Below are 24,744 nucleotides of genomic sequence, written 5' to 3'. Positions count from 1 at the left end.
AAACTGAGGTACAGTGAAAATGTGGCTAACAACTCCTTTATTCACCGTTCTAAAACATACCAGTTATTTGTAGTTGTTCTAACAAGTTTGCTTGCAGCTTTAGGAGGAGTTTTTCTTTGTCTTGGGGGAGTCTATTCTTCCTTAGTTTTAGGAGTAGTGGGAGGAGCTGCAATCATTGGTTCTTGTATAGGAGCTTTTGGATTAGTTTCTTACCTGTTATCTGTGATACGCAATTCAGATCAGCTATTACAAGAAGCCAAGGAAAGTGCGCGGAAAATTTCCAGCCATTATAGGGTTTTAGAGACTCAGAAAAATAGGGAAATAGGCCTTTTAGAAGAGTGTGTGAATATGTTGGATGGTTTTTATGCTAAATTTCATGGGTGGGATTAAGGAAAGCAAGACTTTTTAGATCTATAAAAGAGTTGACGATACGCTTTTCTATTTAGAGGAAAGCTTCTCTTTTACCTTAAGGGGGATGCCATGAGTTTTGTTGGAGATAGTGTACCTCTTAGAAGTTATATGCCAGAGGCTCCTTTGGTGGATAGCGCTTCTAAAGCGAGAGTTTCTTGTTGTAGCGAACGTATTGCTGTGCTTGCGCTCGGTATTCTTAGTATTTTATTCATAGTTACAGGAGCAGCCTTATTTATTGGGGCAGGTTGGACTACGCTTCCTATGATTGACGTAGTGGTTACCCTGGTTGTTTTTGGATCTGTGATGCTAGGTGCTGTTCTTACTAGAATTTCTAGCTATGGTGGAGAACCAAAAAAAGTTTCTCTGGACAGATTTGTATTGGAAAATGATAGACAAGGCTTTTTGGATAAGCAGAGACTTGCAGATATCTCTAAAGAAGAAATCGCGTTAGCTAAGCAACAAATAGAGGAAGAGAAAGAGGCTATTCTACACTCAATTTTTCCCAATGATTAGGGGTATTTATCTGTTTGCATTGCTATTTGGTCGAGACAGATTGCAGTGCGCCCCTTCTCGTAAAGCTCTATGATCCAATTCTTTTATATGTTTTTATCAAGCTTGCTGTGTTCATTTTAGAAGTTTTTTGCATTTGAATTAGTGCGTGTGGATCAGTCTGTTCGAGCCATTGTGTTGTCTGTTCGATTTTAAGATTCTTAGTGCAATGTATTTATAATAAAAACGGCTTCTCAATGCTCTCTGGAACGATGGCAAGACAAAGTTTTATCCTAATCATTCCTTCTGTTTTTGATATAAATGGCCTGATATCTGCCTACAAATGGCTTTTTGATTTCTTTAAAAAAATGTTTCTGTACAATTCCTTTCCCGTTTTAACGGAAAGGAGGAAAAATGGTGAGTTTAGCATTAGGGACTTCTAATGGAGTAGAAGCGAATAACGGAATTAATGATCTATCGCCAGCACCTGAAGCAAAAAAAACCGGTTCTAGGTTGTGTTATAAAATTAGTGTTGTCGCTGCGTTGGTTTTAGGGCTTTTAGCAGCTGCTGGTGGTGCTGTTGTATTGGCTTTATTCTGTACCTTTGCGCCGCCTCTCTTCTTCTATGCAGGAGTCGTTCTGGTTGCTTTGGGAGCTGTTATTTTAGGGGTAGGAGTTTCGAATACATGTAGTTGTTGCTTGAGATCTAGAAAAATAGAAGCTCGCGAGCAACTCATCCTTCAGCAAAAAGAAGAAATCTCACAATTAGAGCAACAATTGGCTAAAGCTCTAAAAGAATTGAATACTAAGTATCCTGCAAGTCTTTTAGAGAGACGTGGTTTACGAGAAAATTTAAAGGCGTGGCAAGCTTGTTGTCTGAATCTTGAAGAAGAGATGCGAGATCTTCTAACGAAGCTGGGGGGGTATCAAGAAAGACTAAAAGTCCTGCCTGCTAAAGAGAAACAGATAGAAGAGCTTAAAGCTATGTTAGAGCACTACTCTCGTATTTGTCACGAACGAGGAGAGCTCATTAATCTGCTAAAAACGGCTAATAAAAAGCTATCAAAGGAATTTGAGAAGCTTTTGTTAAACTATAAGGCTCATCGCGACGTTTGTCTCGGAGAAAAGGTTCTGGTGAAATCGGTTAATCTCATAGACCTGGATCCGAAATCGGATAGCAGTGATGGCGATGATGATGATGGTTTCAATTACGGCTCTCGGGTGTAGTTTGCCGAGCAAAAGCCTCTTCTTATGAAGAGGCTTTTTTTTCTCTCTTAATCTTTGGGAACGTCTAAATGTTTCCGAAGTAGCAAGTTGTTGGTAATCTGTGATTAATGAATTCACTGCGTACAGAAATTGAGGAGCGATATGCGTTGCTGTTGTGTTCGTACAAATTATGAAGAAGTAAGATCGTCGAGTACGGGAGATCAGGTAGTTTCAGCGGTCAAAGAAAGAAAGTGTGATAGTTCTCTTTGTAGAAAGATTGCGTCTGTAGCATTTACATTGATTGGAGCACTTCTATTGGGAATAGGTATGGTGTTATCTTTTGCCCTTTTAGGAAGTTCTGCAGGTTTGATAGGTGTTGGAGTTATATTATCTGCCTTAGGCGCTGTTTGTTTGAGTTTAGGGCTTTGTAAACTATTTTTGCGTATGAAGCGAGTGTCTTTGGACAAAGCTGAACAAAAGATGCTTGAGGATCAAGTAGAATTGTTACGGCAAGAAAACCAAGAATTAAAAGCATTAGTGTATTCCAACTGAACATTTTAGAACGCTATGCTCAACAAGTGTCCGATATGCATGCTGCACAAGAGAAAAGTCTTCTTGCTAATGAGAATTTAGTTAAAGAGCAAGAAGCTGTTGTATCGCGATTAGAGAACTTATTGAGCAGAGGAAAAAGAGCAGTCGATTGTTCAACTTTCTGCTAAAGAGTCGAGGGCTTTTAGGGCTTTATTGGATTTTTTGAAAAAAATTGCGTTGTGAACAAAAAACAGTGTATTTAAAGTATTTATTCTGATAAAGTCCTCGTCTAGTCTTTTGGATGCGTAGCTCAGCGGTTAGAGCACCTGTCTTACACACAGGGGGTCATAGGTTCAAATCCTGTCGTGTCCAAGATTGCGCGGGAGTAGTTCAACTGGTTAGAGCGCCGCCCTGTCAAGGCGGAAGTTGCGGGTTCGAGCCCCGTCTCTCGCGAGCTTCAACCAAGGGGGTGAACAATGGCTCACACCGTACGTTTCACAAAATTTAGTTTCCCTCTATATTTTTCTAAGACTCTTAGTTGGTTTATCATAGGTGGATTTTTAGCCGCTTGCGGTGTTCATATAATTCTCACTCCCAACGATTTAATCGATGGTGGGATCATTGGGTTATCTATGATAGCAGCTCATTCTTTCGGGCATCAGTTCCTTCCAGTGTTTTTAGTGTTGTTTAACTTGCCATTCATCATTTTGGCTTATAAGCGCATAGGGAAGTGCTTCGTTGTACAGATGATAACTGCGGTTATTATCTTTTCTTGCTGGTTATGGCTTATAGAAGTTTTGCCTGAGTGGCTGGGAATACAACCCTTTATTTTTGACGGTTCAGAAATAGAAACTATTGTCCTTGGTGGAGTTGTGTTGGGAGCCGGAGGCGGATTGATTATTCGTCACGGAGGAGCAACTGACGGAACGGAAATCTTAGGGATCATCGTAAATAAGAAGAGAGGATATACTGTCGGGCAAGTCATCTTGTTCGTAAACTTCTTCATCTTTTCCTTGGGCGGCATTGTTTACCGCAATTGGCATACAGCTTTTATGTCTTTGCTAACGTATGCTGTGGCTATTAAAGTTATGGATATGGTGATTTTAGGATTCGAAGACACTAAGTCTGTAACTATCATTACCTCTTTTCCTAGAAAATTAGGAAACATTCTTATGGAGACTTTAGGGGTAGGGTTAACTTATTTGCATGCAGAAGGTGGTTTTTCTGGGGAGCCTCGAAATCTTCTTTATATCGTTGTCGAACGGTTGCAGCTTTCCCAGCTTAAAGAGATTGTGCACAGAGAAGACCCTAGCGCCTTCATTGCTATTGAAAATTTACATGAAGTAATCAACGAAAAGAGAACCTCCTATTAGCGGGGGTTCTCCCATCTTTTTATAAGGGGACTATCTAGCTGTAAAATGGCTAAGATTTTTCCCACAATATCATTGGCTATATCTTCTGCAGTCTGAGGTTTAAAGTACCAAATAGGCATAGGAGGGAGTATTACAGCTCCATTCTGTGCTAGCTTGAGTAAGTTTTCTAAATGTATTGCGGATAGAGGAGCCTCTCGTGGTACAAGAATCAGAGGTCTTTTTTCTTTCAGAGCAACATCAGCGACTCTTCTTAAAAGATTATCGGCCAAACCACATGAGATTGCTGCAACAGTAGCTACGCTGCAAGGGACTATAATAGTTGCATCTACAGTATTTGAGCCTGATGATACAGAACTTTCTATAGAGGATATATGGTGAAGAACAATCTGGTTATGGAAATTTTGAGGGATCGTAGATAAAAAAGACTTGGTATCTAGCTCATAATAAAGAGTTTTTTGTGCGGATGGCGATATGATGACATCAATATGATGTCCTAATCTGGCAAGTTCAGAAACTAATGTGACTGCCAATACAATACCAGATGCTCCGGAAATACCCACCACGTAGCGCTTCATAAGATTCCTCTTAGTAAAAATAGTCCAATCATATTAGCAAAAAACGCGATACCTAGGGAAAGGTTCCCAAGAAAGAAATTTTGTTGAAGAGTAGACTTAGCCCTTGGGTCAATAAGAGAATAGTGCTTAATTGTGCGAAGAATACCGGTTAAAGGCACAAGCGAGCATAGATAGAAGATGGTTTTATTCGGAACAAAATAACCAATAAGAAGGTAAGCTATTGCGCTAGCTATTAAATTAGCTGAAGCAATTGTAATAGCTTGTTTCGTTCCAAATCGAGCAGGAATGCTAAACAGACCTTCTTTTTGATCAAACTCTACGTCTTGCAGTGCATAAATGATATCATTTGCTGCAATGATCATACCAAAGGAAATTCCTAATAAAGAACTCATGCAAAATAGAGAGAAAGAAGGAGTCTCAATGATGGCAAAAAAGTTCATGAGTATTGCTAGATAGTATACCAGCCCCAAAATCCAGTGACAAAGAAACGTAAAACGCTTTGTGTAAGGGTAGATAATCATAATTAGGGTAGATAAGACTGCGAGAGAAAAGCAAAGAGGATTGAATAGCCAACAAGTGCTTAGAAACAGGATAAGACAGAGAGTCAGAAGCAGCATGGAATGTTTAATTGAAAGAAGCTCTGCAGGAAGTACCCGTGATTGGGTGCGAGGGTTGCGTTTATCAATAGCACAGTCCACAACTTGGTTTACGATCATTCCTAAAGCGCGGGCGATAAAAAATGCACTTCCACCTAGAGAGATCGTTTTTATAGAGCCTAAGGAAAAGAGAGAAAAAGGGGTGCAAGGGAGAGAAAAGCAGAACAATGTAGAAGATGCAAGAAATAGTGCTGCAAACAAAGCATATTTGCATTTGATAAGCTGCTGAATCAATACAATCTTAGACATAAACCCTTCGAATATTATGGGATTATAGGTGTAAAAGATCTTGTATTGTAATCAGAAGGAGCTTTTCTTGCTGAAAAAAGTACGTTGAAGTTCGTTTCAACGTACAGATAACTAAGCCAGATCTTCTTCTAAGTTTAAAGAAGCTTTCCACAACACAGATTGTTCGAAAGAGTCTTTTAGGAAAGCTAGTTCTTCTTCGGAAAGGGTTGCTCGAGGGGTATTTTTAGAAACTAGTGGAGCCGCACTAATATAGTTATTTGCTAAAGCAAGATACTCTTCAGAGAACTCTTCGGATACTTTATCTCGCATATCATAGAGCGTATAGTAACGACGATTTCCTTCCGTACGGACTAATCTTGGGATACCGAATAAGAATTCATTTCCAGAAAGTGTGAAACGAATTCCTTTCCATGGAGAATCGTCCGTGCTAGCAGGGAAATTTACATTAAGTCCTAAGGGATCGGTGTGCTTATAAGCAACGGTAAACTCGCATAAGGAACGAATTAGGGAGGCCATATGAGCTTCTTGGAAAAAAGCGATATTCTCACTTTGAGAAAGAGCTATCGCAGGAATTCCATGGAGATTCGCTTCTCTTATAGCTCCTACAGTGGCAGAGTAATAAAGGCAGCGTCCGGAATTTTTCCCATTATTAATACCCGATAAAATAAGATCCAGAGCGTTCTCTTTAAAGAGTTCTCCTATAGCTAATTTCACGCAGTCAACAGGAGTGCCGGTGACAGCCCAAGCTTCTTGGACTCTTTGAGGATAATCAAAAGGCTCAAGGGTAGTTGGCTCTACTAATGAGAAAGCCATACTTCTCCCAGACTGTTCTTCTAAAGGGGCTACTATATAAAGATCGGCGAAGTCAGCTTCACGGAGTAGAGAAATCAGCAGACTGATTCCTTTGGCTTTGATACCGTCATCATTGGTAATAAGAATGCGAAGTCGTCGTATCTCTGTCATGAGTCCCCTCCTATACTTTTCATTGCGCATAAAAACCTGCGTAATGAGCTATTAGATCTTTTTAAAATAATAAGAAAAATAAACCAAGTATTATGATTAATACAAATTTTTATTTAAATCTGGGAAAGGACTAGGCTTCTGTTAATAAGGAGGCGTATTGTTCTACGCGATTTGCTTTGGAAAGTCCTGTTTCTCGAACAGCCAAAGCAATATTATGTCTTGCTTGAGGGAAAATCGTTTCCAAGGTTTTTAAAGCTTCTTCAGTTTTTGTTCGTAAGGAAATAACGGGGCAACGACAAGTGATTCGAGCAAAGCCGCTTTCCTTAGCAAATTTACGGATCAGGTCTTCGGGAATGAAAATAAGAGGGCGTAGGATTGTAATCCCAAAGTTAACCATGTCAACGACAGGAAGCATGCCCGCAAATTCCGCTTTATGGAGAAGATTCATTAGTGTTGTTTGGACAACATCATCTCGGTGATGTCCGAATGCGACAGCGGTCGCTCCTACCGCTTTAGCTGTATCAAAAAGAAGGCGACGTCTAATACGAGAACAGGTATAGCACTCAGGATTCTCTGTTTCATAAGGGGAGGGGATAGAAATAAGAGGGACTTGGATCTTATCACAAATAGAAGAGAGATAATTCCCGCTGACGGCCGCTCCGCAAGAATATTTCCCTCCAATATGGATAGCATGGATAGTTAGTTCTGGGAATCCTCTTCCAGAAATGGCTTTTAGCATGAGTAGCAAAGACAAGCTGTCTTTACCGCCACTCAAGGCAACAGCAATACGCGTATGCTTTTGTAACATAGCATGCGTATACAGCGCTTTGCGCACTAAACTTTCAACACGTTTCCCTAATTTTGTCCATGGAGGACTACATTGTAGTGTAAACATGAGGCAAATTTTAAAGATTTGCGAATTAGAAATCCAGGTAAGTCTTAGAAAGAAAAGAGCTCCTTTACAAAGCCCTTTTCTGTGCAAAAGAATTTATTTAATTAATTTCTTGTGAGAATAATACATTCCAAAAGGAATACAACAGTTAATGACAAAAGCTAAAAGCAGAAGAGCTGTGTAGCCAAAATTGCCGCCCATGGTTGAAAAAGAGACTACTTCTTGAGGGGGGAGGAAACTAATTCCCAAAGCAAATAGGCAAGAAAGAATCCCTAAGGTAGACAGAACACACATTCCAACAAGTTTTCCTGGTACAGAATAAAGTCTTTGAGCTTTAGGCTCTTTTATTCGGAGTACAGGACCGACTATAAACAAACAAATATACATGACTAGATACATTTGCACGCTTAACGCGCTTAAAATCCAGTAAGCTAGGTCTGCAGAGTCTACATAAACAAATATGAATGTGAATAGGGTAACCACGATCGCTTGGAAAAGCATGAGGTTTGTGGGAACATCCCTAGAGGTTGTTTTCTTAAAGATCTTCGGTAGGCAATCATTCTGAGTAGAGATGAACAGCCCTTTGGTTCCCGCAAACATCCAGGCATTAAGTTCTCCTAGAGAGCCTGCAATCGTCATAGCTACGATGATACCTGTCATCCAAGAAAGGTTGTATTTCTCAAAGAAAAGAGAAAAAGCTCGAATGAGTCCAGAAACTAAACTAATTTCTTCTTTTGGAATTACGATAGCAATAGCTAATGATCCTAGTACCAAAATGGCAAGAGTGGATACAGCTCCTATGAAAACGGCTTTGGGATAGTTTCTTTTAGGATCTTCCATATCCGAAGCCAAATTGGCATTCGCTTCCAACCCGCATAATGCTAGTAGCATTCCGGATAGTAGAACAAACGAGGAAGGAGAAGAGAAATCTGGAAGCAGTTCACTCCAAGAAAAGTTAATGGCGATAGGGTTGCCTCCTTGGATCCAGTAAGCAGCAAAAGCAACTAAGATGGCTCCGGGGATTAGAGTTCCTACAATTACACAGATGGAACTAAATAGTGCTGATGTTCCTATTCCCAGAACGTTAAAGAAGGTAAGCCCCCAAAAACCCAAGAGAATAACGGATGACAAATACAGTCGATTATTGGCGAGATCTGGACTGATTTGGTAAACAAGTGTGCTAGCAATGAAAGCTAACATAGCGGGATACCAAGTCATATTATGAAACCACTGCATCCATATAGCAAAGAATCCCCAGCGTTTTCCTAAGGCATCTCGTGTCCAAACATAAATACCTTGTGGTTTGAATGAAGCTAATTCTGCTGCAATCAGTGCGTAAGGAATCATAAAACAGGCTACAGCGACAGCATAAAAGAATAGAGTAGATAAGCCATGTTTTGCTGTTAAAGGAAGGTTTCGTAAACTGATAACTACTGCAAGGGATAACATCCCTACAGTAAAAGTACCCAATGGGGTAGAAGATTTGCGATGATGCATGAGTCCCTCTAAATTATGATATGGAGATTGTCGGATCTAAATAAATATCTTGAATTAAATTGAGTAACCGGACGCCTTCAGAGAAGGGTCTCTGGAAAGCTTTTCTCCCTAAAATCAGTCCCATGCCACCAGCTCGTTTATTAATTACTGCTGTTTTAACTGCTTCAGCAAAGTCATCTTGCCCAGAAGGGCCTCCGGAGTTAATTAGACCAACCTTTCCACAGTAACTATTAAGTACCTGGTACCGACAGAGGTCAATAGGGTGGTTTGATGAAAGCTCCGAGTACACAAGATCATCAGTCTTGCTGAAATTAATTGTTTTAAATCCTCCTTGAAGAGTTGGGAGCTTTTGCTTAACGATATCAGCTCCTAAAGTTGCTCCAAGATGGTCCGCTTGCCCTGTTAAATCGGCAGCAGTGTGGTAATCCACATTATTCACAACAAAATGTGGATTCCTTAAATAGCACCATAACACTGTAGCCAAGCCAAGCTCTCTAGCTCTTGCAAAAGCTTCGGCAACAGCAACAATTTCTTCAGAAGAAGACTCTGATCCAAAGTAAATCGTTGCTCCGACAGCAACAGCTCCCATATTATAGGCATCTTCAACTTGACTGAAGAAGATTTGGTGATATGTTGTCGGGTAGGATAGCAGTTCGTTGTGGTTTAGTTTAAGTAAAAAAGGAATTTTATGAGCATATCGTCTAGCCAATATACTTAACACGCCATAGGAAGAAGCTACAGCGGAACAGCCAGCTTCCATAGCCAGACGCACGATATTTTCTGGATCAAAGTACATAGGATTCTTGGCAAACGATGCGCCTGCAGTATGTTCGACACCTTGGTCAACAGGGAGAATAGAGAGGTATCCTGTTCCGCCTAAGCGTCCACAACTGAACATCTGTTGAAGGGAACGGAGCACCCGATTATTTCTGTCTGATTCTGCAAAAACTCGTGATACGAGGTCTCCAGAAGGAAGCGTTAAAGCTTCTTTTTTTATAACACACTTGTGGTTAAGGAGATAGTCGGCGTCTTTACCAAGAAGATCAAAAATCGTTGTCATTCGAAGATGCTCCTATTTTAAATATGGTGAAAACCCAAAAAAGCGCAACACACTCTCCGTCAGAGCGGATGCGACATGGCAGATTGTCTATAAATCTTTCTTAGCATGCAAACATTTATTTCGTAGGAGAAAACCTCAAGATAAACGATCTTTCCTGGAGTCTTTAGTTAAGATCTTTGAGAAGATGAGGTAAAGAAAATGAAAGACTCTGCGATTTTTCCCCGTTCTAAAGATCAGTTATATTAAAATAACCTTGGTGTTCAATGTGTGCAGAATAAAAATTAAAAAGAGAAAATAGTTTTTATGCGAACAGACTCTTCTTTCAATCCTCCCGACTCTACTAGAGGAGTTTTTCAGTTTTTAGAGACTCAGTGTGATCGAGCCATGGCTCGGTCCAGACAAACCCAATTTATAGGGTTAGTCTCTGCTGTAGCAGCTGCAGCATTATTATTGTTGCTTGTGGTCGCTCTATCTGTTCCAGGATTCCCAGTTGCAGCTTCAATTGTTGTAGGGGTTCTCTTTGCTTTATCGATCGTAGCATTAACAGCTTCGTTTTTGGTATATATAGCTAATGCTAAGCTTGTTGCAATACGAATTAAATTCTTGAGTAGTGGTCTGCAAGATCACTTTTCGGAGTCATCTATTTTAGGGACTCTCCGTAAAGGACGTGGTGCTAGTATTCCGCTTATTTCCGGACAAGCAGATGATCCTCTCCCTAATCGGATTGGGATCAAAAAAAGCGCTGAAATGCGTGTTCTTCAAAAAGGAATTGGGACAGATTATAAAAAATATAAGCAGCATCTTGATAGAGTGAATAATGATTTCACTTTTGTCTGTGAGGGGATTAGCGCTTTAATTCCTACAGAAAAAGATGCTCCATTCCCTATAGAACCTTCTCATTTAGTAGGTGTTTTTTTAGTATCATTTTCACCAGACAAGAATCCGATTCTAAAGATTACGCGTCATGCTGAGAAGATGTTACAGCCTCCTCAAGGCGGATTCCCTAACGGGCTGGTTTGGTTATGTGGAGCTCTTTCTGATCCTAAGAAATTTGCAGCTCCCTTTCTATCTTTGATTGAGAAGACTCACCAAAGGATTTTGGTGAGTAAAGACTTGAAAGACAATAAGGAAAGAAAGCTAGTTTTAGAGGCTTCCCTTCTTTCATTGAATATTTTCTTTTCCGGTTGGTGTTTGGGGAATCCGGAGTACAATCAGTATATCACAACTGCTGTAGCTGAGAAATATAAGGATGTCTCTGTAAGAAATTGTATTTATGATTTCCTGGATACAGGGAATGTGATTTCAGCTCTTGCTTTAGCAAGTAGTTATTCACAAGATTCCGCTTGGGCTGCAGGGTTACAGAAAGTTTTACGTGAAGAAGATAAAAAGACTAAGAAAAAGTCACGTGAAGAAGAAGTCTCTTGTTTGTATCGTGATATAGATCCAGGCTGTTGTTTAAGAGCCCTTCCTAAGCGATTTGAATCCAAGTCTTCAGGTGGTCAAGGTAGTCCTAAAGAGCAGTTAAGCTCTTTGTTGAAAGCTTTAGACCAGAAAATTCCTTCAGGGATTTTAGGATTGATTGCAAAAGCTTCTTCTGCAGATCTCAAGGCTGATTTTGCAGGTATGCTTGAAGTTATTAAGCAATTACAAGCTTTATTCGATTCTTACCCACCTTTATGCGAAGACAATATTCTCTTGTGGTTAAGCGCTTCTTTAGAACAAGTAGACTTGCAGAAGAAATTGAGAACCTTTTTACCTTCATCAGAAAAAAAACTCTTAGAAAGAGTTCTCTCTACATTTTTATTAGGTTTGTATACTCGAGGAGTCTTTTCTGTAGGGCAAGTGAATCAGCTAGCTACTATTTGTAATACTCAGGACTCTACAGAATTCTGCCAGAGAGTAAGTGACCTTTCGTTAATTAAACGAACTCTACCTGCATTATTTGGTTAAGTCTTGATAAAGCTTTGAAGGAATCTTGAAGAGGTTGTAGGATTACTGTTTGAGGAATAGAAGCCCTTCTTTTTTAGATTCTTTTGAGAGGTTTATGTCTAAACAACCCGAGAACTCTTTTTCTTCCGACAAATTTTTCCCTATCAAGCAGAAACTAGCGCTAGAGGCAGTAGCTTTGGTGGAGCCAGGAATGTGTGTGGGGTTAGGGAGCGGCTCGACGGCTAGAGAGTTCATTTTGGCTTTAGGAGATCGTGTTCGGACAGAACGTTTGGTAATCACAGCGGTAGCCTCTTCAAGGATATCTCAGCTATTAGCTGAAGCAGTGGGGATTCCTTTATTGGATCATTCTTTATTGCAAGATGTAGACTTGGTCGTGGATGGAGCGGATGAAGTTGATCCTTGCTTACGTATGATCAAAGGAGGAGGGGGAGCTCTTTTCCGAGAAAAAATTCTTCTTCAGAGCGGGAAGCGCAATGTTATTCTAGTAGATGAAAGGAAACTTGTTCCCACATTAGGGAAGTTTTCATTGCCTATAGAGATTGCTCCTTTTGGTTGCTCTTCTGTACAGAGGATATTGAATAAACAAGGATACTTTGGAGAATGGAGAGAAACTTCTGCAGGAGAACGTTTTATCACGGATAATGGCAATTATATTTACGATGTGCGTACACCCGATTCCTATGCGAATCCCGAAGAGGATATGATTAGACTATTACAAATTCGTGGCATTATTGATGTCGGGTTTGTTATAGCAAAAGCCGAGGTGTGGGTAGGTTACGCTGACGGTTCTATTGTCCGAAAAAAAAAACATAATGAATATTGATCGAGAAATCATAAGCGACACTTCACTAATTTTAATTAATTTTTATAAATTAGTAAGTTTCCGCAACTATGCAGGGATTATTTTAGGAACGGACGAGAAACAGTTCGCCATCTATGGTCACGCTTCAATGGATGCCGCTTTCAAAAAACGTGAAGATCTGGCAGCAGAAGAAGAGCGCTCACGTCCTTCAACACATGACGTTCTCAACTTTGTTTTAACAAGCTTTGATCTATCTGTCGTGAGAGTAGTCATTACAGAATACAAGGATAATGTCTTTTATTCACGATTGTTTTTAGAGCAGAAGCGGGGAGACCGTTTGTACATAGCTGACATAGATGCTCGTCCCAGTGATAGCATTCCTTTAGCAATTAAGTATCAAGCCCCTATTCTCTGTGTGAAGTCCATTTTTGATGAAGCTATCCCATACGAAGATTAGATTGTTACAAAAGATGTTATGACAAAACTTCCTTACGCCCTTTTAGACAAAGGTTCTTTGCTTGTAGCTTCTCCAGATGTTAATGGAGGCATTTTTTCGAGAAGTGTGGTTTTGGTTTGTGAGCATAGTCTAAATGGATCTTTTGGGTTAATTCTTAACAAAATTCTAGAAATTGATTTGCCAGAAGAAATTTTTCCTTTAGATCATTTTGATGAGTCAAAGGTTCGCTTTTGTATGGGAGGCCCTCTGCAAGCGAATCAGATTATGTTGTTGCATACGAGCCCAGATAGTGCAAATTCTTCTATAGAAATTTGTCCGTCCGTATTTCTCGGAGGAGATTTTTCTTTTGCTGGTGAAAAAGAGGGGCGAACTCGTGACGACAAGATGCTCTTATGTTTTGGATACAGTGGTTGGCAAGGTGGCCAGTTAGAAAAAGAGTTTTTAGAGGGGTTGTGGTTCTTAGCTCCTTCGAGTCAGGAAATTATTTTTACTGATGCTCCAGAAAGAATGTGGTCCGATGTTCTCCAACATCTTGGAGGGCGTTTTGCTTCGTTATCGACAATTCCTGAAAATCTACTACTAAACTAAAGAAAAGACTTGTTCCAAGCTTTCTATCAATGCAGTTTGGGCGTAATCTAAACTTTCCATAGAGTGAGCTGCGGATAAAAAGCTGGCTTCAAAAGGAGAAGGAGACAGATATACTCCTTTTGAGAAAGCAGATTGATAAAACTTTTGAAAAGCTTCGATATCGCTAAGTTGTGCATCCGCAAGATTGTTAGGCCTATTTGGGTTAAAGAAAAAGGAAAAGAGGCTTCCATATCGCACCAATGTAACAGGGATTCCTGTAGTTCGAATCATGTGTTCAATAGGGGATAAAAAGTTTTGCTCAATAGTTGCGAGTTGTGTGTAAAAACCTTGTTCCCGACATAAGTTGACAGATACTTTCCCTGCGATCATGGCCAAAGGATTTCCTGAAAGTGTTCCAGCTTGGAAGATTTTTCCTTCGGGTGCCAGATGGTCCATAATGTCTTTAGGTGTAACAACTGCTGATGCAGGTAAGCCTCCACCTAAAATTTTCCCAAAAACAAGAATATCAGGTTTCACATGATACAAAGCCGCAGCTCCACCTTGTGCGACCCGGAATCCCGTAACCACTTCATCCATAATGGAAAAAGATCCGGTCTGCTGGCAGGTTTGGATAACTCCTTCAATAAAACCAGGGACGGGGAGAATCACCCCCATATTCGCACATACAGGCTCAAAAATGACTCCAGCGACCTTATGCCCCAAGCTATTCATAACAGTTTGAAATAAGGGGAAATCATTGAAGGGTAGAGAGAGGGTAAGAGGATGAGCGAGGTCTAAAGTTTCTAGCGAAGTATGGGAAAAGGGTTTTTCTTGAAGAAAAGTATCTGCATGACCGTGGTAGCATCCTAAAAACTTAATGATAATAGGTCGTCCTGTGATACCTCTAGCAAGTCGAACAGCAGTCATAGTTGCTTCCGATCCCGTGGACATGAAGCGAATTTTGTAGTTTGTCTCTAATCCTAAATACGAAAAAATTTCTTCGGCAAAGAGAATTTCTTGTTCGGACGTGAGGCCATAAGAACTTCCTCGTTCTAAGCCCTGTCGGATAGCTGCACAAATCTTAGGGTGACTATGTCCATGGATAAGAGATCCCCATGATCCACAAAAGTCTATAAACGTTTTATCCAGAGAATCTACAAAAACCTCTTTAGAGGCACGAGCTACTATAGGAGGAGTGATATTAACGGCTCGACACGCTCTAACAGGGGAATTAACTCCTCCTGGAAAATATTGACAGGCTTTAGAGAAGAGGTGGGACATAAGCAGAGATCTCTGTAAAGATTGGGGAAAGGGAAGTGTATACCAGGATCGCATTAAAAAAAAGATGATGGATTCGCAGACTGGAGAGGACTTGATTTCGATCTCAGACATAGTGTATGTTTGACGCTTATTTCTCTCTAAGTGCAAGTCGGTTGTAAGGAGAGAAAACCTTAAAAATAACAACAGGTTAGGTGCTATGCGCTATGATCCCGGTCTCATAGAAGAAAAATGGCAAAAGTTTTGGAAGAACGAGCAAGTTTTTAAGGCTGAGGAGGATGAAACTAAAACAAAATACTATGTTTTAGATATGTTTCCTTATCCATCTGGGGCAGGGTTGCACGTGGGGCATCTAATTGGCTATACAGCAACAGATATTGTCGCAAGGTATAAGCGAGCCCAGGGGTTTTCAGTTTTACATCCTATGGGTTGGGATAGTTTTGGGTTGCCTGCAGAGCAGTATGCTATACGCACGGGGACACACCCAAGAGAGACCACAGAGAAAAACATCGCTAATTTCAAGAAACAGTTAACTGCAATGGGGTTCTCTTACGACGAAAGTCGAGAGTTCGCTACTTCAGATCCAGAATATTATAAATGGACTCAAAAGCTTTTTTTAATCCTTTATGAGAAAGGATTAGCCTATATGGCCGATATGGCTGTTAACTATTGTCCTGAGTTGGGGACTGTTTTATCGAATGAAGAGATTGAAAACGGATTTTCTGTTGATGGGGGGTATCCTGTTGAAAGGAGAATGCTTCGCCAATGGGTGCTGCGTATTACAGCATTCGCGGATCAGCTCCTAGAAGGACTAGATGAGCTGGATTGGCCAGAAAGTGTCAAACAATTGCAGAAGAATTGGATTGGGAAGTCTTCAGGAGCTTCTGTTAATTTTGCCACAGAACATGGAGCAATAGAAGTTTTCACAACAAGACCGGACACTTTGATAGGAGTTTCTTTTTTAGCCTTAGCTCCTGAACATCCCTTGGTCGATCTCCTCACTTCTGATGAGCAAAAGGCTGTTGTGGCACAGTATATTAAAGAAACACAAAGTAAAAGCGAAAGAGATCGCATCAGCGAGATGAAAACTAAGAGCGGGGTCTTTACGGGATCTTACGCAAAACATCCTGTCACTCACGAACTTATCCCTATCTGGATCGCAGATTATGTATTAATCGGCTTTGGTTCAGGAGCTGTCATGGGAGTTCCTGCTCATGACGAACGTGATTTGCTTTTTGCCGAACAGTTTAATTTACCTGTAGTCTCCGTGCTTAATAAAGAAGGTGTCTGTATTAATAGCTGTTGTGAAGGGTTCCATTTGGATGGATTGTCCGGAGAAGAAGCTAAGCAATATGTGATTAACTTTTTAGAAGAGAATCATCTTGGAGCAGCAAAAATCGCTTATAAGTTGCGAGACTGGCTATTCTCGCGTCAACGTTATTGGGGGGAGCCTATACCGATTATCCATTTTGAAGATGGCTCTTGTCGTCCTTTAAGAGACTATGAACTTCCATTGTTACCTCCGGAAATTCAAGATTATCGACCAGAAGGGGTCGGACAAGGACCTTTGGCTAAGGTGCGAGAGTGGGTACAAGTTTTCGACACGGAGACACAACGAGCTGGGAAACGTGAAACACATACCATGCCTCAATGGGCAGGCTCTTGCTGGTACTATTTACGTTTTTGCGATGCCCACAACTCGGCCGCTCCCTGGGCAAAGGAAAAGGAACAATATTGGATGCCAGTAGATCTGTATATTGGAGGTGCAGAACATGCTGTACTGCACTTACTTTATGCGCGTTTCTGGCATCAGATTTTCTATGAAGCTGGGATTGTTTCAACACCCGAGCCTTTTAAGAAGCTTGTCAATCAAGGCTTGGTATTGGCGACATCTTATCGCATTCCTGGGAAAGGATATATATATCCTGAAATAGCAAAAGAAGAAAACGGGAAATGGGTTGCTCCTTCGGGAGAAGAGTTGGATGTCCGTCAAGAAAAGATGTCGAAATCCAAATTAAATGGGGTGGATCCTCAGATCTTGATAGATGAATTTGGAGCTGACGCTGTTCGGATGTACGCAATGTTTTCAGGGCCTTTAGATAAAAATAAACTCTGGTCTAACCAAGGAGTTGCTGGTTGCAGACGATTTTTGAATCGTTTTTATGAAATGGTCTCTTCTGATCGAGTTAAGGAAGATAACAATTTTGAAGGCTTATCATTAGCGCATAAGCTTGTGCAGCGAGTAACAGATGCTATTGAAAAATTGTCTTTGAATACGATACCGTCCTCTTTTATGGAGTTTATCAATGACTTTGTGAAGCTCGCTGTATATCCGAAGAGTGCTGTAGAAATGGCTGTTCGGGCTTTGGCTCCAATTGCCCCTCACATTAGTGAAGAGTTGTGGGTGTTGTTAGGCAATTCTCCTGGTGTTCAGAAGTCCGGATGGCCGAGTGTTTTGCCTGAGTATTTAGAAGGACAGACAGTTACTATTGTAGTTCAGGTAAATGGTAAACTTCGAGCTCGACTAGATATTATGAAGGATGCTTCTAAAGAAGAAGTCCTAGCGTTAGCAAGGGAATCTGCATCTAAGTACTTAGAGGGGTGTGAAGTGAAAGAGGCTATTTTTGTTCCTGCTCGATTGGTAAACTTTGTTGTATGATAAGACGTTGGTTAACATCTCGTCTCTATGATGCGTTTTTAGTTTGCGCTTTTTTTGTTTCGGCGCCACGTATTTTTTACAAAGTGTTTTTCCATGGGAAATATATTGACTCTTGGAAAATTCGGTTTGGGGTACAGAAACCTTTTGTGAAGGGGGAAGGCCCTTTAGTTTGGTTTCATGGAGCTTCTGTGGGGGAAGTCAGTCTGTTGGCTCCCCTTCTTAATCGATGGAGAGAAGAGTTTCCAGAATGGCGGTTTGTTGTTACAACGTGTTCTGAAGCTGGTGTGCACACCGCTCGTCGTTTGTATGAATCTCTTGGCGCTACTGTATTTGTTTTACCTCTGGATTTAAGTTGTATTATTAAATCCGTGGTTCGCAAGCTTGCTCCTGATATCGTGATCTTTTCAGAAGGAGACTGTTGGTTACATTTTTTGACAGAATCCAAACGTTTAGGGGCAAAAGCCTTTTTGATTAATGGCAAACTTTCGGAACATTCTTGTAAGCGTTTTTCTTTTTTAAAGCGGTTAGGAAGGAATTATTTTGCTCCGTTAGATTTATTGATACTACAAGACGAGCTGTATAAACAACGGTTTATGCAGATAGGTATTTCCTCGGATAAGATTCATGTCACTGGAAACATGAAAACGTTTATAGAATCCTCTCTTGCCACAAATCGCCGAGATTTTTGGAGAGCAAAATTACAAATATCTTCTCAGGATCGCTTAATTGTATTGGGTTCTGTGCATCCTAAAGATGTAGAGGTATGGGCTGAAGTGGTTTCACATTTCCACAATTCTTCTACAAAAATTTTATGGGTTCCTAGACATCTTGAGAAGTTAAAGGAGCATGCTAAGCTACTAGAAAAGGCTGGGATTTTATTTGGATTATGGAGTCAAGGTGCTTCTTTCCGGCAGTATAATTCTTTAATTATGGACGCTATGGGGGTATTAAAAGATATTTACTCTGCAGCAGATATTGCATTTGTAGGAGGAACTTTCGATCCATCTGTAGGAGGGCATAATTTATTAGAGCCTCTTCAAAAAGAGGTGCCTCTTATGTTTGGACCCTATATTTATTCTCAATCTGTTCTTGCTGAAAAGTTGCGGGAAAAAGAAGCAGGACTTTCTGTGAACAAAGAAACTCTTTTAGATGTAGTTACAGATCTTCTTCAAAACGAAAAAAACCGCCAAGCTTATATTGAAAAGGGGAAATCTTTTTTGAAGCAGGAAGAAAATAGCTTTCAACAGACATGGGAAATATTAAAGAGCCAAATTACTTGCATGAAAATCTAAGAATGTGATAATCTTGGACTTTCTACCGCGGGATAGAGTAGTGGTCATCTCGTTGGGCTCATAACCCAAAGGTCGGAGGTTCGAATCCTTCTCCCGCTAATTTTTTAGATTGTTTGAGGCGGTATAGCTCAGGTGGTTAGAGCAGCGGAATCATAATCCGCGTGTCGTTGGTTCAAGTCCGACTACCGCTATCTCCTCGTTTCTATGATTCTTCTAGCTTTCACCGACAGTTTCCCGTTGTTTTCTTAGAATTTTGTCGCGTTATTCTCCGATAATTTTCCTTTTTCCCAAAGTAATGTTAGTGGACGCTGATCAACAAGAGCTTGTTCTTCGAAATATTGTAACGGTCCGGGGAATCGGTACGAATCCTCTAATAAACAGATCTCTTTCATTTTATGTAAATATTTTGCCATAGGGGCATCTGGAGATACAGAATCTGTTTTGATTACTGGAGTCTCTTGATTGAACCGTTTTTCTAAGTGCATCATTTTGTATAAAGGAGTCGCTGCGATGGTCCATTCGGTATAAGCTTCTGCTAGATTGCCTATCGTGACCATATACCCTGTTTTCCCTCTTACTAAGAAGAGAGAAGCAGCTATTCCTAATGCTAAACCATAATTGGAATCAAAATTAGAAGGGAAACTTGCTCGAGATTCGTATCCTAGAAAATGTGTTACAGGAGAAAAGGACATTGTAGGTTCAAGCTTAGAGATTTCTTTGCTAACTAAAGAAGCTAAAAGCTCTTCAATGGTAATTTTAGATACCCGAATATTCCCATAAGAATCTCGATCTAGAAGTAATTGGTCTTGAATATTTTCTGGAAGAGAAGAGAAAGTTTCGATAGCCATTGGGGATAATTGTTGGTCCAAATTATGAACAGAAAATTGTCCTTCAGCAATTAAAGTGTTCAATTCTTGGATTAATCGTTTTGTATCAGGGATTTGTTTGATTAAGCCTTCAGGAATGAGAATAGTACTGTAGTCTTTCCCTCTATGAAAGCGCTCGATCAACCCTTGAGCAATACTAAGACTTAAGCTTTGTAAAGAGGCATATTGAACAGCAACTTCTTCTCCTATTAGGGTAATATTAGGCAGTGTCTGAAGACCGCATTCCAACGTACTGTGAGAAGCTTGTTCACCCATCAATTTGACAAAATGATGGTATTTGCGAGTAGAAAGAACATCTTTTTCCAAATTTCCGATCATTTCAGAATAAGTGCGGCAAGATGTATGAAATCCTAAAGGAGTTTCTATCCAAGCGTTTTTTAAATCCCCGTCGATAGTCTTAGGGACACCAATAACTGCTGTAGGGCAATTATGCTCGATAAAATATTCTGCTAGCATTGCAGTGTCTGTATTGGAGTTATCTCCTCCTACAATGAGCAGACCGTGGAGTTTCATTTTTTTTACTGTAGCAAGAATAGCGTTCTTCTGTTCTTTTGTTTTGATTTTTTCTCTGCTAGAAGAGAGCATATCAAACCCTCCAGCATTGTAATAATCATAGATAACAGAGATATCTAGATCCTTATATAATCCTCGAATAAGTCCAAGAGGGCCTTTAATAAAACCGAAGAGCTTTGTTTCTTTATTAAAGACGCGTAATCCTTCAAATAATCCGATGACTACGTTATGACCGCCAGGAGCCTGTCCTCCTGACAGTAAAACTCCGATACGTAAAGGCTCAGAAGAAGAAGGAGCATCTTTTTGAAGAGTGAGGTCTGGGAGAGCACATAGGTGAGGAATATGCTTAGCTAGCAAATCTGAAGCCGGTTCGGAAGAAGGCTTTTCCTGAATATGCATCGAACACAAGCTATTCAATAGACTCAGAGTATCTGGACGATAGTGTAGTCTTTGTAGTTCAAAGTAGCTCTTATTTACAGAGAGTAGCTCCACGGTGTGCCCAATAATTGATGTTTTAGCCAATCGACAAGGTCTTGAAAAGCTTCGGAGTATATGCAAAGCTGATGAGTCATTTTAGGATATATGCGATAGGAAGCTTTGCCTGTGAAAGTTTTTGCAAAAAGAGCTTGATGACGTAAGGATACAACGGCATCGTCTTCGCCTTGTAAGTAAAGAATAGAAACTTCTTGCGTGATTTTGGAAAGCGCATCTACGGTATCGAGCTCGATAAATTGTGAGCAGAATTTTTTCCCAAGAGGAATACCTTGATAAGAAAAATTATCAGGGGGGAGTTGGAGAGAGGGCGACATAGACTGCATAGTGTCTTCTAACCATAAAGCCCCTTGGATTGTAGGAGTCCAAATAGCAGCATGTTGAATCTCTGGGAAGTAGGGAAGGTTCAGTAGGGATAAGCTACCTCCTAAAGACGAGCCAAACAAGGCAACAGAATGATTGGCTTGGGGCAGAGAAAAACCAAACTGAATGATTTTTTGAGAGGCTTGAATATAATCGGTAAGGGAAAATTCATGGATAAATCCTTCCGAATCACCATGCCCTGGGAGATCAACTCGTAATACTCCGATACCTTCTTGTACTAGTTGATTAGCTAGATGGAGATAGGAACGTTTGGTTCCAATTTTGCTAGAAGCTAACCCATGCAACACGATAACAAGAGGAAAGGTTTTTTCTTGAGAGTGAGGAATATGCAGAACCCCTAGAGAAGTCACATTATCTAATAGAGGTATTTCAAAGATCTTTTTTGAATGAGGGAAGTAATGAGGTTGTTGCATCATAATGAAGGGAAGCTCTTTAGTTATATCCATTGAGATGGTTAATAATCCTGATCGGGGATTTCTAAACAAATAGAACAGCGTTTTTGCCATTCATTATGATTCAAAAACAAAATTAAAGGAGGAAAATCATCAGAATGAGCATCCTCCGGAGAATGTATTTGTAATGGCCCTACAAAGCGATAGGAGTCTTCTAAAGCCCAGATTTTCCGATACAGTGAGAACTTATTAAAAACAGGACTAGCAATATCTACCAATCTTTTTTTTATCAGAGGATAATGTTTACTGTCTTTCCCCTGCTTGGTCGTCAACATTCGAACAATGGGTAAAGCGCGCAATCGCCATTTTTCAATAGGGCTAGTTAGACCTTCGATCGTGGATAAATACCCATTACAGCGGTTAAAAACGAGAACCCCAGCACCATATCCTAAGTTATAGCTATACACATTATCAAAATGTGTAGGAGTTCCTGAACGCCCTTCATAACCTAAAAAATGGGAGATTGCATTGAAGGGAACTTGTCTAAAATGTGTTTCTAAATGTTGACGAACTAGATGAATCAGAAGTTTATCAACACTAATTTTTGATACATAGACGTTGCCATGAGCATCTCTATTATACAAGAGCTGATGGCAAATATCTTCCGGAAATTGGCATAAAAGTTGCTGAGAAGATAAGGATAAAGCTTGGTAAAGATTCTCCTGCTCTGGAATGGATTCAATTTCTTTAACCAGAGACTGTATTTCAGGAATAAACTCAATGACTCCTTCAGGGATGAGAATAACGCCATGGTATTTCCCCATAGCAGCTCGATCTGCTATTGTTTCACAAATATCATGGATTAATGTTTCTAAGGAGATGCTTTTTTCTGCAATCTCTTCGCCTATAAGAGCAATATTTGGGTGAGTCTGTAGTGCGCATTCTAGCGTGATATGAGAAGAAGACCGACCCATTAGTTTAATAAAATGATAATGGCCTTTACACGATAATGTGTCTCTAGAAATGTTGCTGATGATGGATGAATAAAATTTAGTAGCAGTATCAAACCCAAATGTGAGGTCTAAAAATAGGTGCTGCAAATCTCCATCAATAGTTTTAGGAACACCAACTAATACCGTTTTTGCTTGATGCTTAGCAAAATATTCAGCAAGAATCGCCGTGGCTGTATTCGAACCATCGCCTCCAATAATCACTAATCCATCTAAATCGAGTTCATTTGCTGTTTGTAAACAGCGCGCTTTGTTTTCTTCGGTTATGATATTAGTGCGACCTGTTCCTATGCAATTAAAGCCTCCAGAGTTACGAAACTCTTCAATGAATTCATCTGTGATTTCTACAGTATTATTATTGAGAAGTCCTTCTCCATTGCGAATAAATCCTAAAAGCTGACTATCCGGATGGAGCTTTTTAATACTGTGTAGCAATCCTAAGATGACATTGTGCCCACCAGGAGCTGGGCCTCCAGAAAGCATAACGCCCACTTTAAGGGGAGAGGTCTCAGCGGAAAGATCGGACTTCGAAATAAATTTGTAGTAGGGAGAGTTATAAGTGCATGGAAATAGTTCTGCAACAGAGTCAATGCGTTCATTAAGAAGAGCTTTAAACCTTATGTCTTCTGTTAATAGAAGAGCAGGAGCTTTTTGAAGCTCCCGACACAAAGAAGGCGTCTTTTGACAAAGAGAAGCATGTTTATTCGACGACATAAGCTTTTGCTCAAACACGTTAGCGAATTAATCCTAAACAGTACCACCACCAACTTCCTAATCCCAACCAAATGGTTAGATTGACTATGCTAAGAATAAAGCCAGAGCGCCACCATTCTTGCACGGAGACGAAATGGGATCCAAAGTATAACGGAGCTGGACCAGATCCGTAGTGTGTGAGTCCTCCGAATAAATTACTAGCAAAAGCTAAGGCTAAGGCAGCAAACATAGGATTCGCGCCTAAGGAGATGGATACTGTAAGAAAGATAGGGTACATGGCTGCAATATGTGCTGTATTACTCGCAAATAGATAGTGAGAGTAGAAATAAATAAGAAAGAGTATAGGGAACCCTATTTTCCAAGATAGACCTTGAACGCTCCCAATAACAGAATCTCCTACAAAATGAATAAACCCAAAAGCGCTTAGGAAGGAAGCCATCATAATTAAAGCTCCGAACCAGACAAAGGTTTCCCATGCAGTAGTGTTAGAAAGAACATCTTTTTGCCAATCAAGAATATTCGTAAGAATGAGTAGGGATAGTCCTATAAATGTTGTGGTTGTTGCTGAGATGCCGATGGAATCTCCGAAAGTCCATAAAGATATTAAAAGAGAAAAGATTAAAAGAATAATGCGTTCGCCTTGATTTAAAGGTCCCATTTCTTTTAAGCGAGTTTTGGCAGTTGCTACAGCTTCTTCACAGCTAGTTATTTGTGGTGGGAATAGTTTAAAGAGTACAAAAGGCATACAGGCTAAGCTAATAATCCCTGGAAGGATTGCGGTTTTAGCCCAAATTGCCCATGTTAACGTTACTCCAGAATGACTTGCTAAGGCAGAAATAATAGGGTTTCCAGCCATAGCAGTTAAAAACATAGCACTTGTAATTACAGAGCTTTGATAAGCTACTTTGATTAAAAAAGATCCGAGAAGTTTTTCCGTGCCTTTTTCTACAGAACTACCGAAAGACTCTGATAATCCCATAACAACAGGGAAAAGAATGCCTCCAGCGCGAGCTGTCAAACTAGGGATTGCCGGTGCTAATAAAAAGTCTGTAAGAACTAAGCCATAGCTCAATCCTAAAGGACTTTTACCCAATATTTTTACAAAGAAGTAAGCAACTCGCTCTCCAAGACCTGTTTTAATCACGCCTTTTGCTATGGAAAACGAAAGAAATACAAGCCAAGTAATAGGGCTATGAAATCCGGACAAAGCTTGATCTAGAGTTAATGTTTTGGTCACAAGCAGAAGAGAAATGCCCATGATAACAATGGCTCCCATAGGAGCGGGTTGTACAATGATTCCGATAATAGTCGTAGTAAATATCGCAAATAAGTGCCACGCTTTGGAGTCGATGAGATCAGAATGCGGGCAGAACCAAATTCCGAGAAGGATAAATGTTAAGAGTACGAGCGATAAGAAGCGTTTGTGTTTATTCATGGCTCCCTAT

23 protein-coding genes and 4 tRNA genes are annotated in these 24,744 nt (G+C 40.2%); 16 read left to right on the top strand and 11 right to left on the bottom strand.

Annotated features, from left to right (window positions below):
- Positions 1-21: 21 nt before the first annotated feature.
- The 8 genes from CTA_RS01220 to CTA_RS01185 all read left to right on the top strand — a co-directional run bounded on the left by CTA_RS01220 (position 22) and on the right by CTA_RS01185 (position 4,010).
- On the top strand, positions 22-390 hold the full coding sequence (locus tag CTA_RS01220) for a hypothetical protein (protein ID WP_011324651.1): 369 nt from the start codon (positions 22-24) through the stop codon (positions 388-390).
- A 90-nt stretch (positions 391-480) separates the two neighbouring features.
- The gene (locus tag CTA_RS01215; RefSeq protein ID WP_011324650.1) at positions 481-924 is read left to right on the top strand and encodes a hypothetical protein; all 444 of its coding nucleotides are present in this window, start codon (positions 481-483) and stop codon (positions 922-924) included.
- 390 nt (positions 925-1,314) lie between these two features.
- On the top strand, positions 1,315-2,127 hold the full coding sequence (locus tag CTA_RS01210) for an IncA family protein (RefSeq protein ID WP_011324649.1): 813 nt from the start codon (positions 1,315-1,317) through the stop codon (positions 2,125-2,127).
- 141 nt (positions 2,128-2,268) lie between these two features.
- Entirely contained in the window at positions 2,269-2,658 is a 390-nt protein-coding gene (locus CTA_RS01205) for an inclusion membrane protein (protein WP_009871569.1), read from the top strand.
- Between the two features lie 26 nt (positions 2,659-2,684).
- Positions 2,685-2,825: a hypothetical protein gene (locus tag CTA_RS01200; RefSeq protein ID WP_009873650.1), complete on the top strand. Its 141-nt coding sequence runs from the start codon at positions 2,685-2,687 to the stop codon at positions 2,823-2,825.
- A gap of 111 nt (positions 2,826-2,936) precedes the next feature.
- Positions 2,937-3,009: transfer RNA gene (locus CTA_RS01195), tRNA-Val, on the top strand.
- 7 nt (positions 3,010-3,016) lie between these two features.
- Positions 3,017-3,090, top strand: a tRNA-Asp gene (locus tag CTA_RS01190).
- A 23-nt stretch (positions 3,091-3,113) separates the two neighbouring features.
- Positions 3,114-4,010: a YitT family protein gene (locus CTA_RS01185; protein WP_011324648.1), complete on the top strand. Its 897-nt coding sequence runs from the start codon at positions 3,114-3,116 to the stop codon at positions 4,008-4,010.
- On the opposite strand, the gene CTA_RS01180 is transcribed toward CTA_RS01185, so the two are convergent.
- The 6 genes from CTA_RS01180 to CTA_RS01155 form a co-directional block, all read right to left on the bottom strand.
- Complete coding sequence (locus CTA_RS01180; protein ID WP_009873649.1) at positions 4,007-4,585, bottom strand: flavin prenyltransferase UbiX; 579 nt, start codon at positions 4,583-4,585, stop codon at positions 4,007-4,009. The genes CTA_RS01185 and CTA_RS01180 overlap by 4 nt on opposite strands.
- A complete protein-coding gene (locus tag CTA_RS01175; RefSeq protein ID WP_009872474.1) occupies positions 4,582-5,490 on the bottom strand; it encodes a 4-hydroxybenzoate octaprenyltransferase in 909 nt (302 codons plus the stop codon). The genes CTA_RS01180 and CTA_RS01175 overlap by 4 nt, the downstream gene beginning before the upstream one ends.
- A gap of 111 nt (positions 5,491-5,601) precedes the next feature.
- On the bottom strand, positions 5,602-6,453 hold the full coding sequence (gene surE / locus CTA_RS01170; RefSeq protein ID WP_011324647.1) for a 5'/3'-nucleotidase SurE: 852 nt from the start codon (positions 6,451-6,453) through the stop codon (positions 5,602-5,604).
- 130 nt (positions 6,454-6,583) lie between these two features.
- Complete coding sequence (locus CTA_RS01165) at positions 6,584-7,348, bottom strand: tRNA 2-thiocytidine biosynthesis TtcA family protein (protein ID WP_011324646.1); 765 nt, start codon at positions 7,346-7,348, stop codon at positions 6,584-6,586.
- A 93-nt stretch (positions 7,349-7,441) separates the two neighbouring features.
- Positions 7,442-8,842 carry an amino acid permease gene (locus CTA_RS01160; RefSeq protein WP_011324645.1) on the bottom strand — a complete coding sequence of 467 codons (1,401 nt, stop codon included), beginning with the start codon at positions 8,840-8,842 and terminating at the stop codon, positions 7,442-7,444.
- Positions 8,843-8,855: 13 nt separating this feature from the next.
- A complete protein-coding gene (locus CTA_RS01155; protein ID WP_009871561.1) occupies positions 8,856-9,902 on the bottom strand; it encodes a class I fructose-bisphosphate aldolase in 1,047 nt (348 codons plus the stop codon).
- Between the two features lie 303 nt (positions 9,903-10,205).
- Between CTA_RS01155 and CTA_RS01150 the strand changes: the two genes are divergently transcribed.
- The 4 genes from CTA_RS01150 to CTA_RS01135 all read left to right on the top strand — a co-directional run bounded on the left by CTA_RS01150 (position 10,206) and on the right by CTA_RS01135 (position 13,699).
- On the top strand, positions 10,206-11,852 hold the full coding sequence (locus CTA_RS01150) for a CT214 family putative inclusion membrane protein (RefSeq protein WP_011324644.1): 1,647 nt from the start codon (positions 10,206-10,208) through the stop codon (positions 11,850-11,852).
- Positions 11,853-11,946: 94 nt separating this feature from the next.
- Positions 11,947-12,675 (top strand): ribose-5-phosphate isomerase RpiA, encoded by a 729-nt coding sequence (gene rpiA, locus CTA_RS01145; protein ID WP_011324643.1) that lies wholly within the window; start codon positions 11,947-11,949, stop codon positions 12,673-12,675.
- On the top strand, positions 12,665-13,111 hold the full coding sequence (locus CTA_RS01140) for a bifunctional nuclease family protein (RefSeq protein ID WP_009871558.1): 447 nt from the start codon (positions 12,665-12,667) through the stop codon (positions 13,109-13,111). The genes rpiA and CTA_RS01140 overlap by 11 nt, the downstream gene beginning before the upstream one ends.
- Before the next feature lie 18 nt (positions 13,112-13,129).
- Positions 13,130-13,699: a YqgE/AlgH family protein gene (locus CTA_RS01135; protein WP_011324642.1), complete on the top strand. Its 570-nt coding sequence runs from the start codon at positions 13,130-13,132 to the stop codon at positions 13,697-13,699.
- Here CTA_RS01135 and hemL read toward each other — a convergent pair.
- Positions 13,691-14,959 carry a glutamate-1-semialdehyde 2,1-aminomutase gene (hemL, locus tag CTA_RS01130; RefSeq protein ID WP_009872466.1) on the bottom strand — a complete coding sequence of 423 codons (1,269 nt, stop codon included), beginning with the start codon at positions 14,957-14,959 and terminating at the stop codon, positions 13,691-13,693. The two genes, CTA_RS01135 and hemL, sit on opposite strands and share 9 nt — an antisense overlap.
- Before the next feature lie 196 nt (positions 14,960-15,155).
- Here hemL and leuS point away from each other — a divergent pair, with 196 nt between their 5' ends.
- From leuS to CTA_RS01110, 4 genes are all read left to right on the top strand, one after another.
- On the top strand, positions 15,156-17,615 hold the full coding sequence (gene leuS / locus CTA_RS01125; RefSeq protein WP_011324641.1) for a leucine--tRNA ligase: 2,460 nt from the start codon (positions 15,156-15,158) through the stop codon (positions 17,613-17,615).
- On the top strand, positions 17,612-18,907 hold the full coding sequence (gene waaA / locus CTA_RS01120) for a lipid IV(A) 3-deoxy-D-manno-octulosonic acid transferase (RefSeq protein WP_011324640.1): 1,296 nt from the start codon (positions 17,612-17,614) through the stop codon (positions 18,905-18,907). The genes leuS and waaA overlap by 4 nt, the downstream gene beginning before the upstream one ends.
- 26 nt (positions 18,908-18,933) lie before the next feature.
- Positions 18,934-19,006: transfer RNA gene (locus CTA_RS01115), tRNA-Met, on the top strand.
- Between the two features lie 18 nt (positions 19,007-19,024).
- A tRNA-Met gene (locus CTA_RS01110) sits at positions 19,025-19,098 on the top strand.
- 54 nt (positions 19,099-19,152) lie between these two features.
- Here CTA_RS01110 and CTA_RS01105 read toward each other — a convergent pair.
- Genes CTA_RS01105 through CTA_RS01090 form a run of 4 tightly spaced genes read right to left on the bottom strand, consistent with a single transcriptional unit; the run spans position 19,153 to position 24,734 of the window.
- Positions 19,153-20,799: a diphosphate--fructose-6-phosphate 1-phosphotransferase gene (locus CTA_RS01105; protein ID WP_011324639.1), complete on the bottom strand. Its 1,647-nt coding sequence runs from the start codon at positions 20,797-20,799 to the stop codon at positions 19,153-19,155.
- Positions 20,781-21,629, bottom strand: coding sequence for an alpha/beta hydrolase (locus CTA_RS01100; protein ID WP_079993077.1), 849 nt, complete (start codon positions 21,627-21,629; stop codon positions 20,781-20,783). The genes CTA_RS01105 and CTA_RS01100 overlap by 19 nt, the downstream gene beginning before the upstream one ends.
- 8 nt (positions 21,630-21,637) lie before the next feature.
- On the bottom strand, positions 21,638-23,299 hold the full coding sequence (locus CTA_RS01095) for a diphosphate--fructose-6-phosphate 1-phosphotransferase (protein WP_009871551.1): 1,662 nt from the start codon (positions 23,297-23,299) through the stop codon (positions 21,638-21,640).
- A gap of 19 nt (positions 23,300-23,318) precedes the next feature.
- Positions 23,319-24,734 (bottom strand): anion permease, encoded by a 1,416-nt coding sequence (locus CTA_RS01090; RefSeq protein ID WP_011324637.1) that lies wholly within the window; start codon positions 24,732-24,734, stop codon positions 23,319-23,321.
- Positions 24,735-24,744: the final 10 nt, after the last annotated feature.

The organism is Chlamydia trachomatis A/HAR-13, from assembly GCF_000012125.1.
GTDB lineage: Bacteria > Chlamydiota > Chlamydiia > Chlamydiales > Chlamydiaceae > Chlamydia > Chlamydia trachomatis.
This window is presented reverse-complemented; position numbering and strand designations above follow the sequence as displayed.

Bases quoted from the DNA above. Each gene is read 5' to 3' on its own strand.
- rpiA (WP_011324643.1), top strand. From the start codon at position 11,947: ATGTCTAAACAACCCGAGAACTCTTTTTCTTCCGACAAATTTTTCCCT.
- CTA_RS01140 (WP_009871558.1), top strand. From the start codon at position 12,665: ATGAATATTGATCGAGAAATCATAAGCGACACTTCACTAATTTTAATT.
- CTA_RS01150 (WP_011324644.1), top strand. From the start codon at position 10,206: ATGCGAACAGACTCTTCTTTCAATCCTCCCGACTCTACTAGAGGAGTT.
- CTA_RS01180 (WP_009873649.1), bottom strand. From the start codon at position 4,585: ATGAAGCGCTACGTGGTGGGTATTTCCGGAGCATCTGGTATTGTATTG.
- CTA_RS01135 (WP_011324642.1), top strand. From the start codon at position 13,130: ATGACAAAACTTCCTTACGCCCTTTTAGACAAAGGTTCTTTGCTTGTA.
- CTA_RS01155 (WP_009871561.1), bottom strand. From the start codon at position 9,902: ATGACAACGATTTTTGATCTTCTTGGTAAAGACGCCGACTATCTCCTT.
- CTA_RS01165 (WP_011324646.1), bottom strand. From the start codon at position 7,348: ATGTTTACACTACAATGTAGTCCTCCATGGACAAAATTAGGGAAACGT.
- CTA_RS01205 (WP_009871569.1), top strand. From the start codon at position 2,269: ATGCGTTGCTGTTGTGTTCGTACAAATTATGAAGAAGTAAGATCGTCG.
- CTA_RS01210 (WP_011324649.1), top strand. From the start codon at position 1,315: ATGGTGAGTTTAGCATTAGGGACTTCTAATGGAGTAGAAGCGAATAAC.
- waaA (WP_011324640.1), top strand. From the start codon at position 17,612: ATGATAAGACGTTGGTTAACATCTCGTCTCTATGATGCGTTTTTAGTT.
- CTA_RS01090 (WP_011324637.1), bottom strand. From the start codon at position 24,734: ATGAATAAACACAAACGCTTCTTATCGCTCGTACTCTTAACATTTATC.
- surE (WP_011324647.1), bottom strand. From the start codon at position 6,453: ATGACAGAGATACGACGACTTCGCATTCTTATTACCAATGATGACGGT.
- CTA_RS01100 (WP_079993077.1), bottom strand. From the start codon at position 21,629: ATGGATATAACTAAAGAGCTTCCCTTCATTATGATGCAACAACCTCAT.
- CTA_RS01215 (WP_011324650.1), top strand. From the start codon at position 481: ATGAGTTTTGTTGGAGATAGTGTACCTCTTAGAAGTTATATGCCAGAG.
- CTA_RS01175 (WP_009872474.1), bottom strand. From the start codon at position 5,490: ATGTCTAAGATTGTATTGATTCAGCAGCTTATCAAATGCAAATATGCT.
- CTA_RS01160 (WP_011324645.1), bottom strand. From the start codon at position 8,842: ATGCATCATCGCAAATCTTCTACCCCATTGGGTACTTTTACTGTAGGG.
- CTA_RS01185 (WP_011324648.1), top strand. From the start codon at position 3,114: ATGGCTCACACCGTACGTTTCACAAAATTTAGTTTCCCTCTATATTTT.
- CTA_RS01095 (WP_009871551.1), bottom strand. From the start codon at position 23,299: ATGTCGTCGAATAAACATGCTTCTCTTTGTCAAAAGACGCCTTCTTTG.
- leuS (WP_011324641.1), top strand. From the start codon at position 15,156: ATGCGCTATGATCCCGGTCTCATAGAAGAAAAATGGCAAAAGTTTTGG.
- hemL (WP_009872466.1), bottom strand. From the start codon at position 14,959: ATGTCCCACCTCTTCTCTAAAGCCTGTCAATATTTTCCAGGAGGAGTT.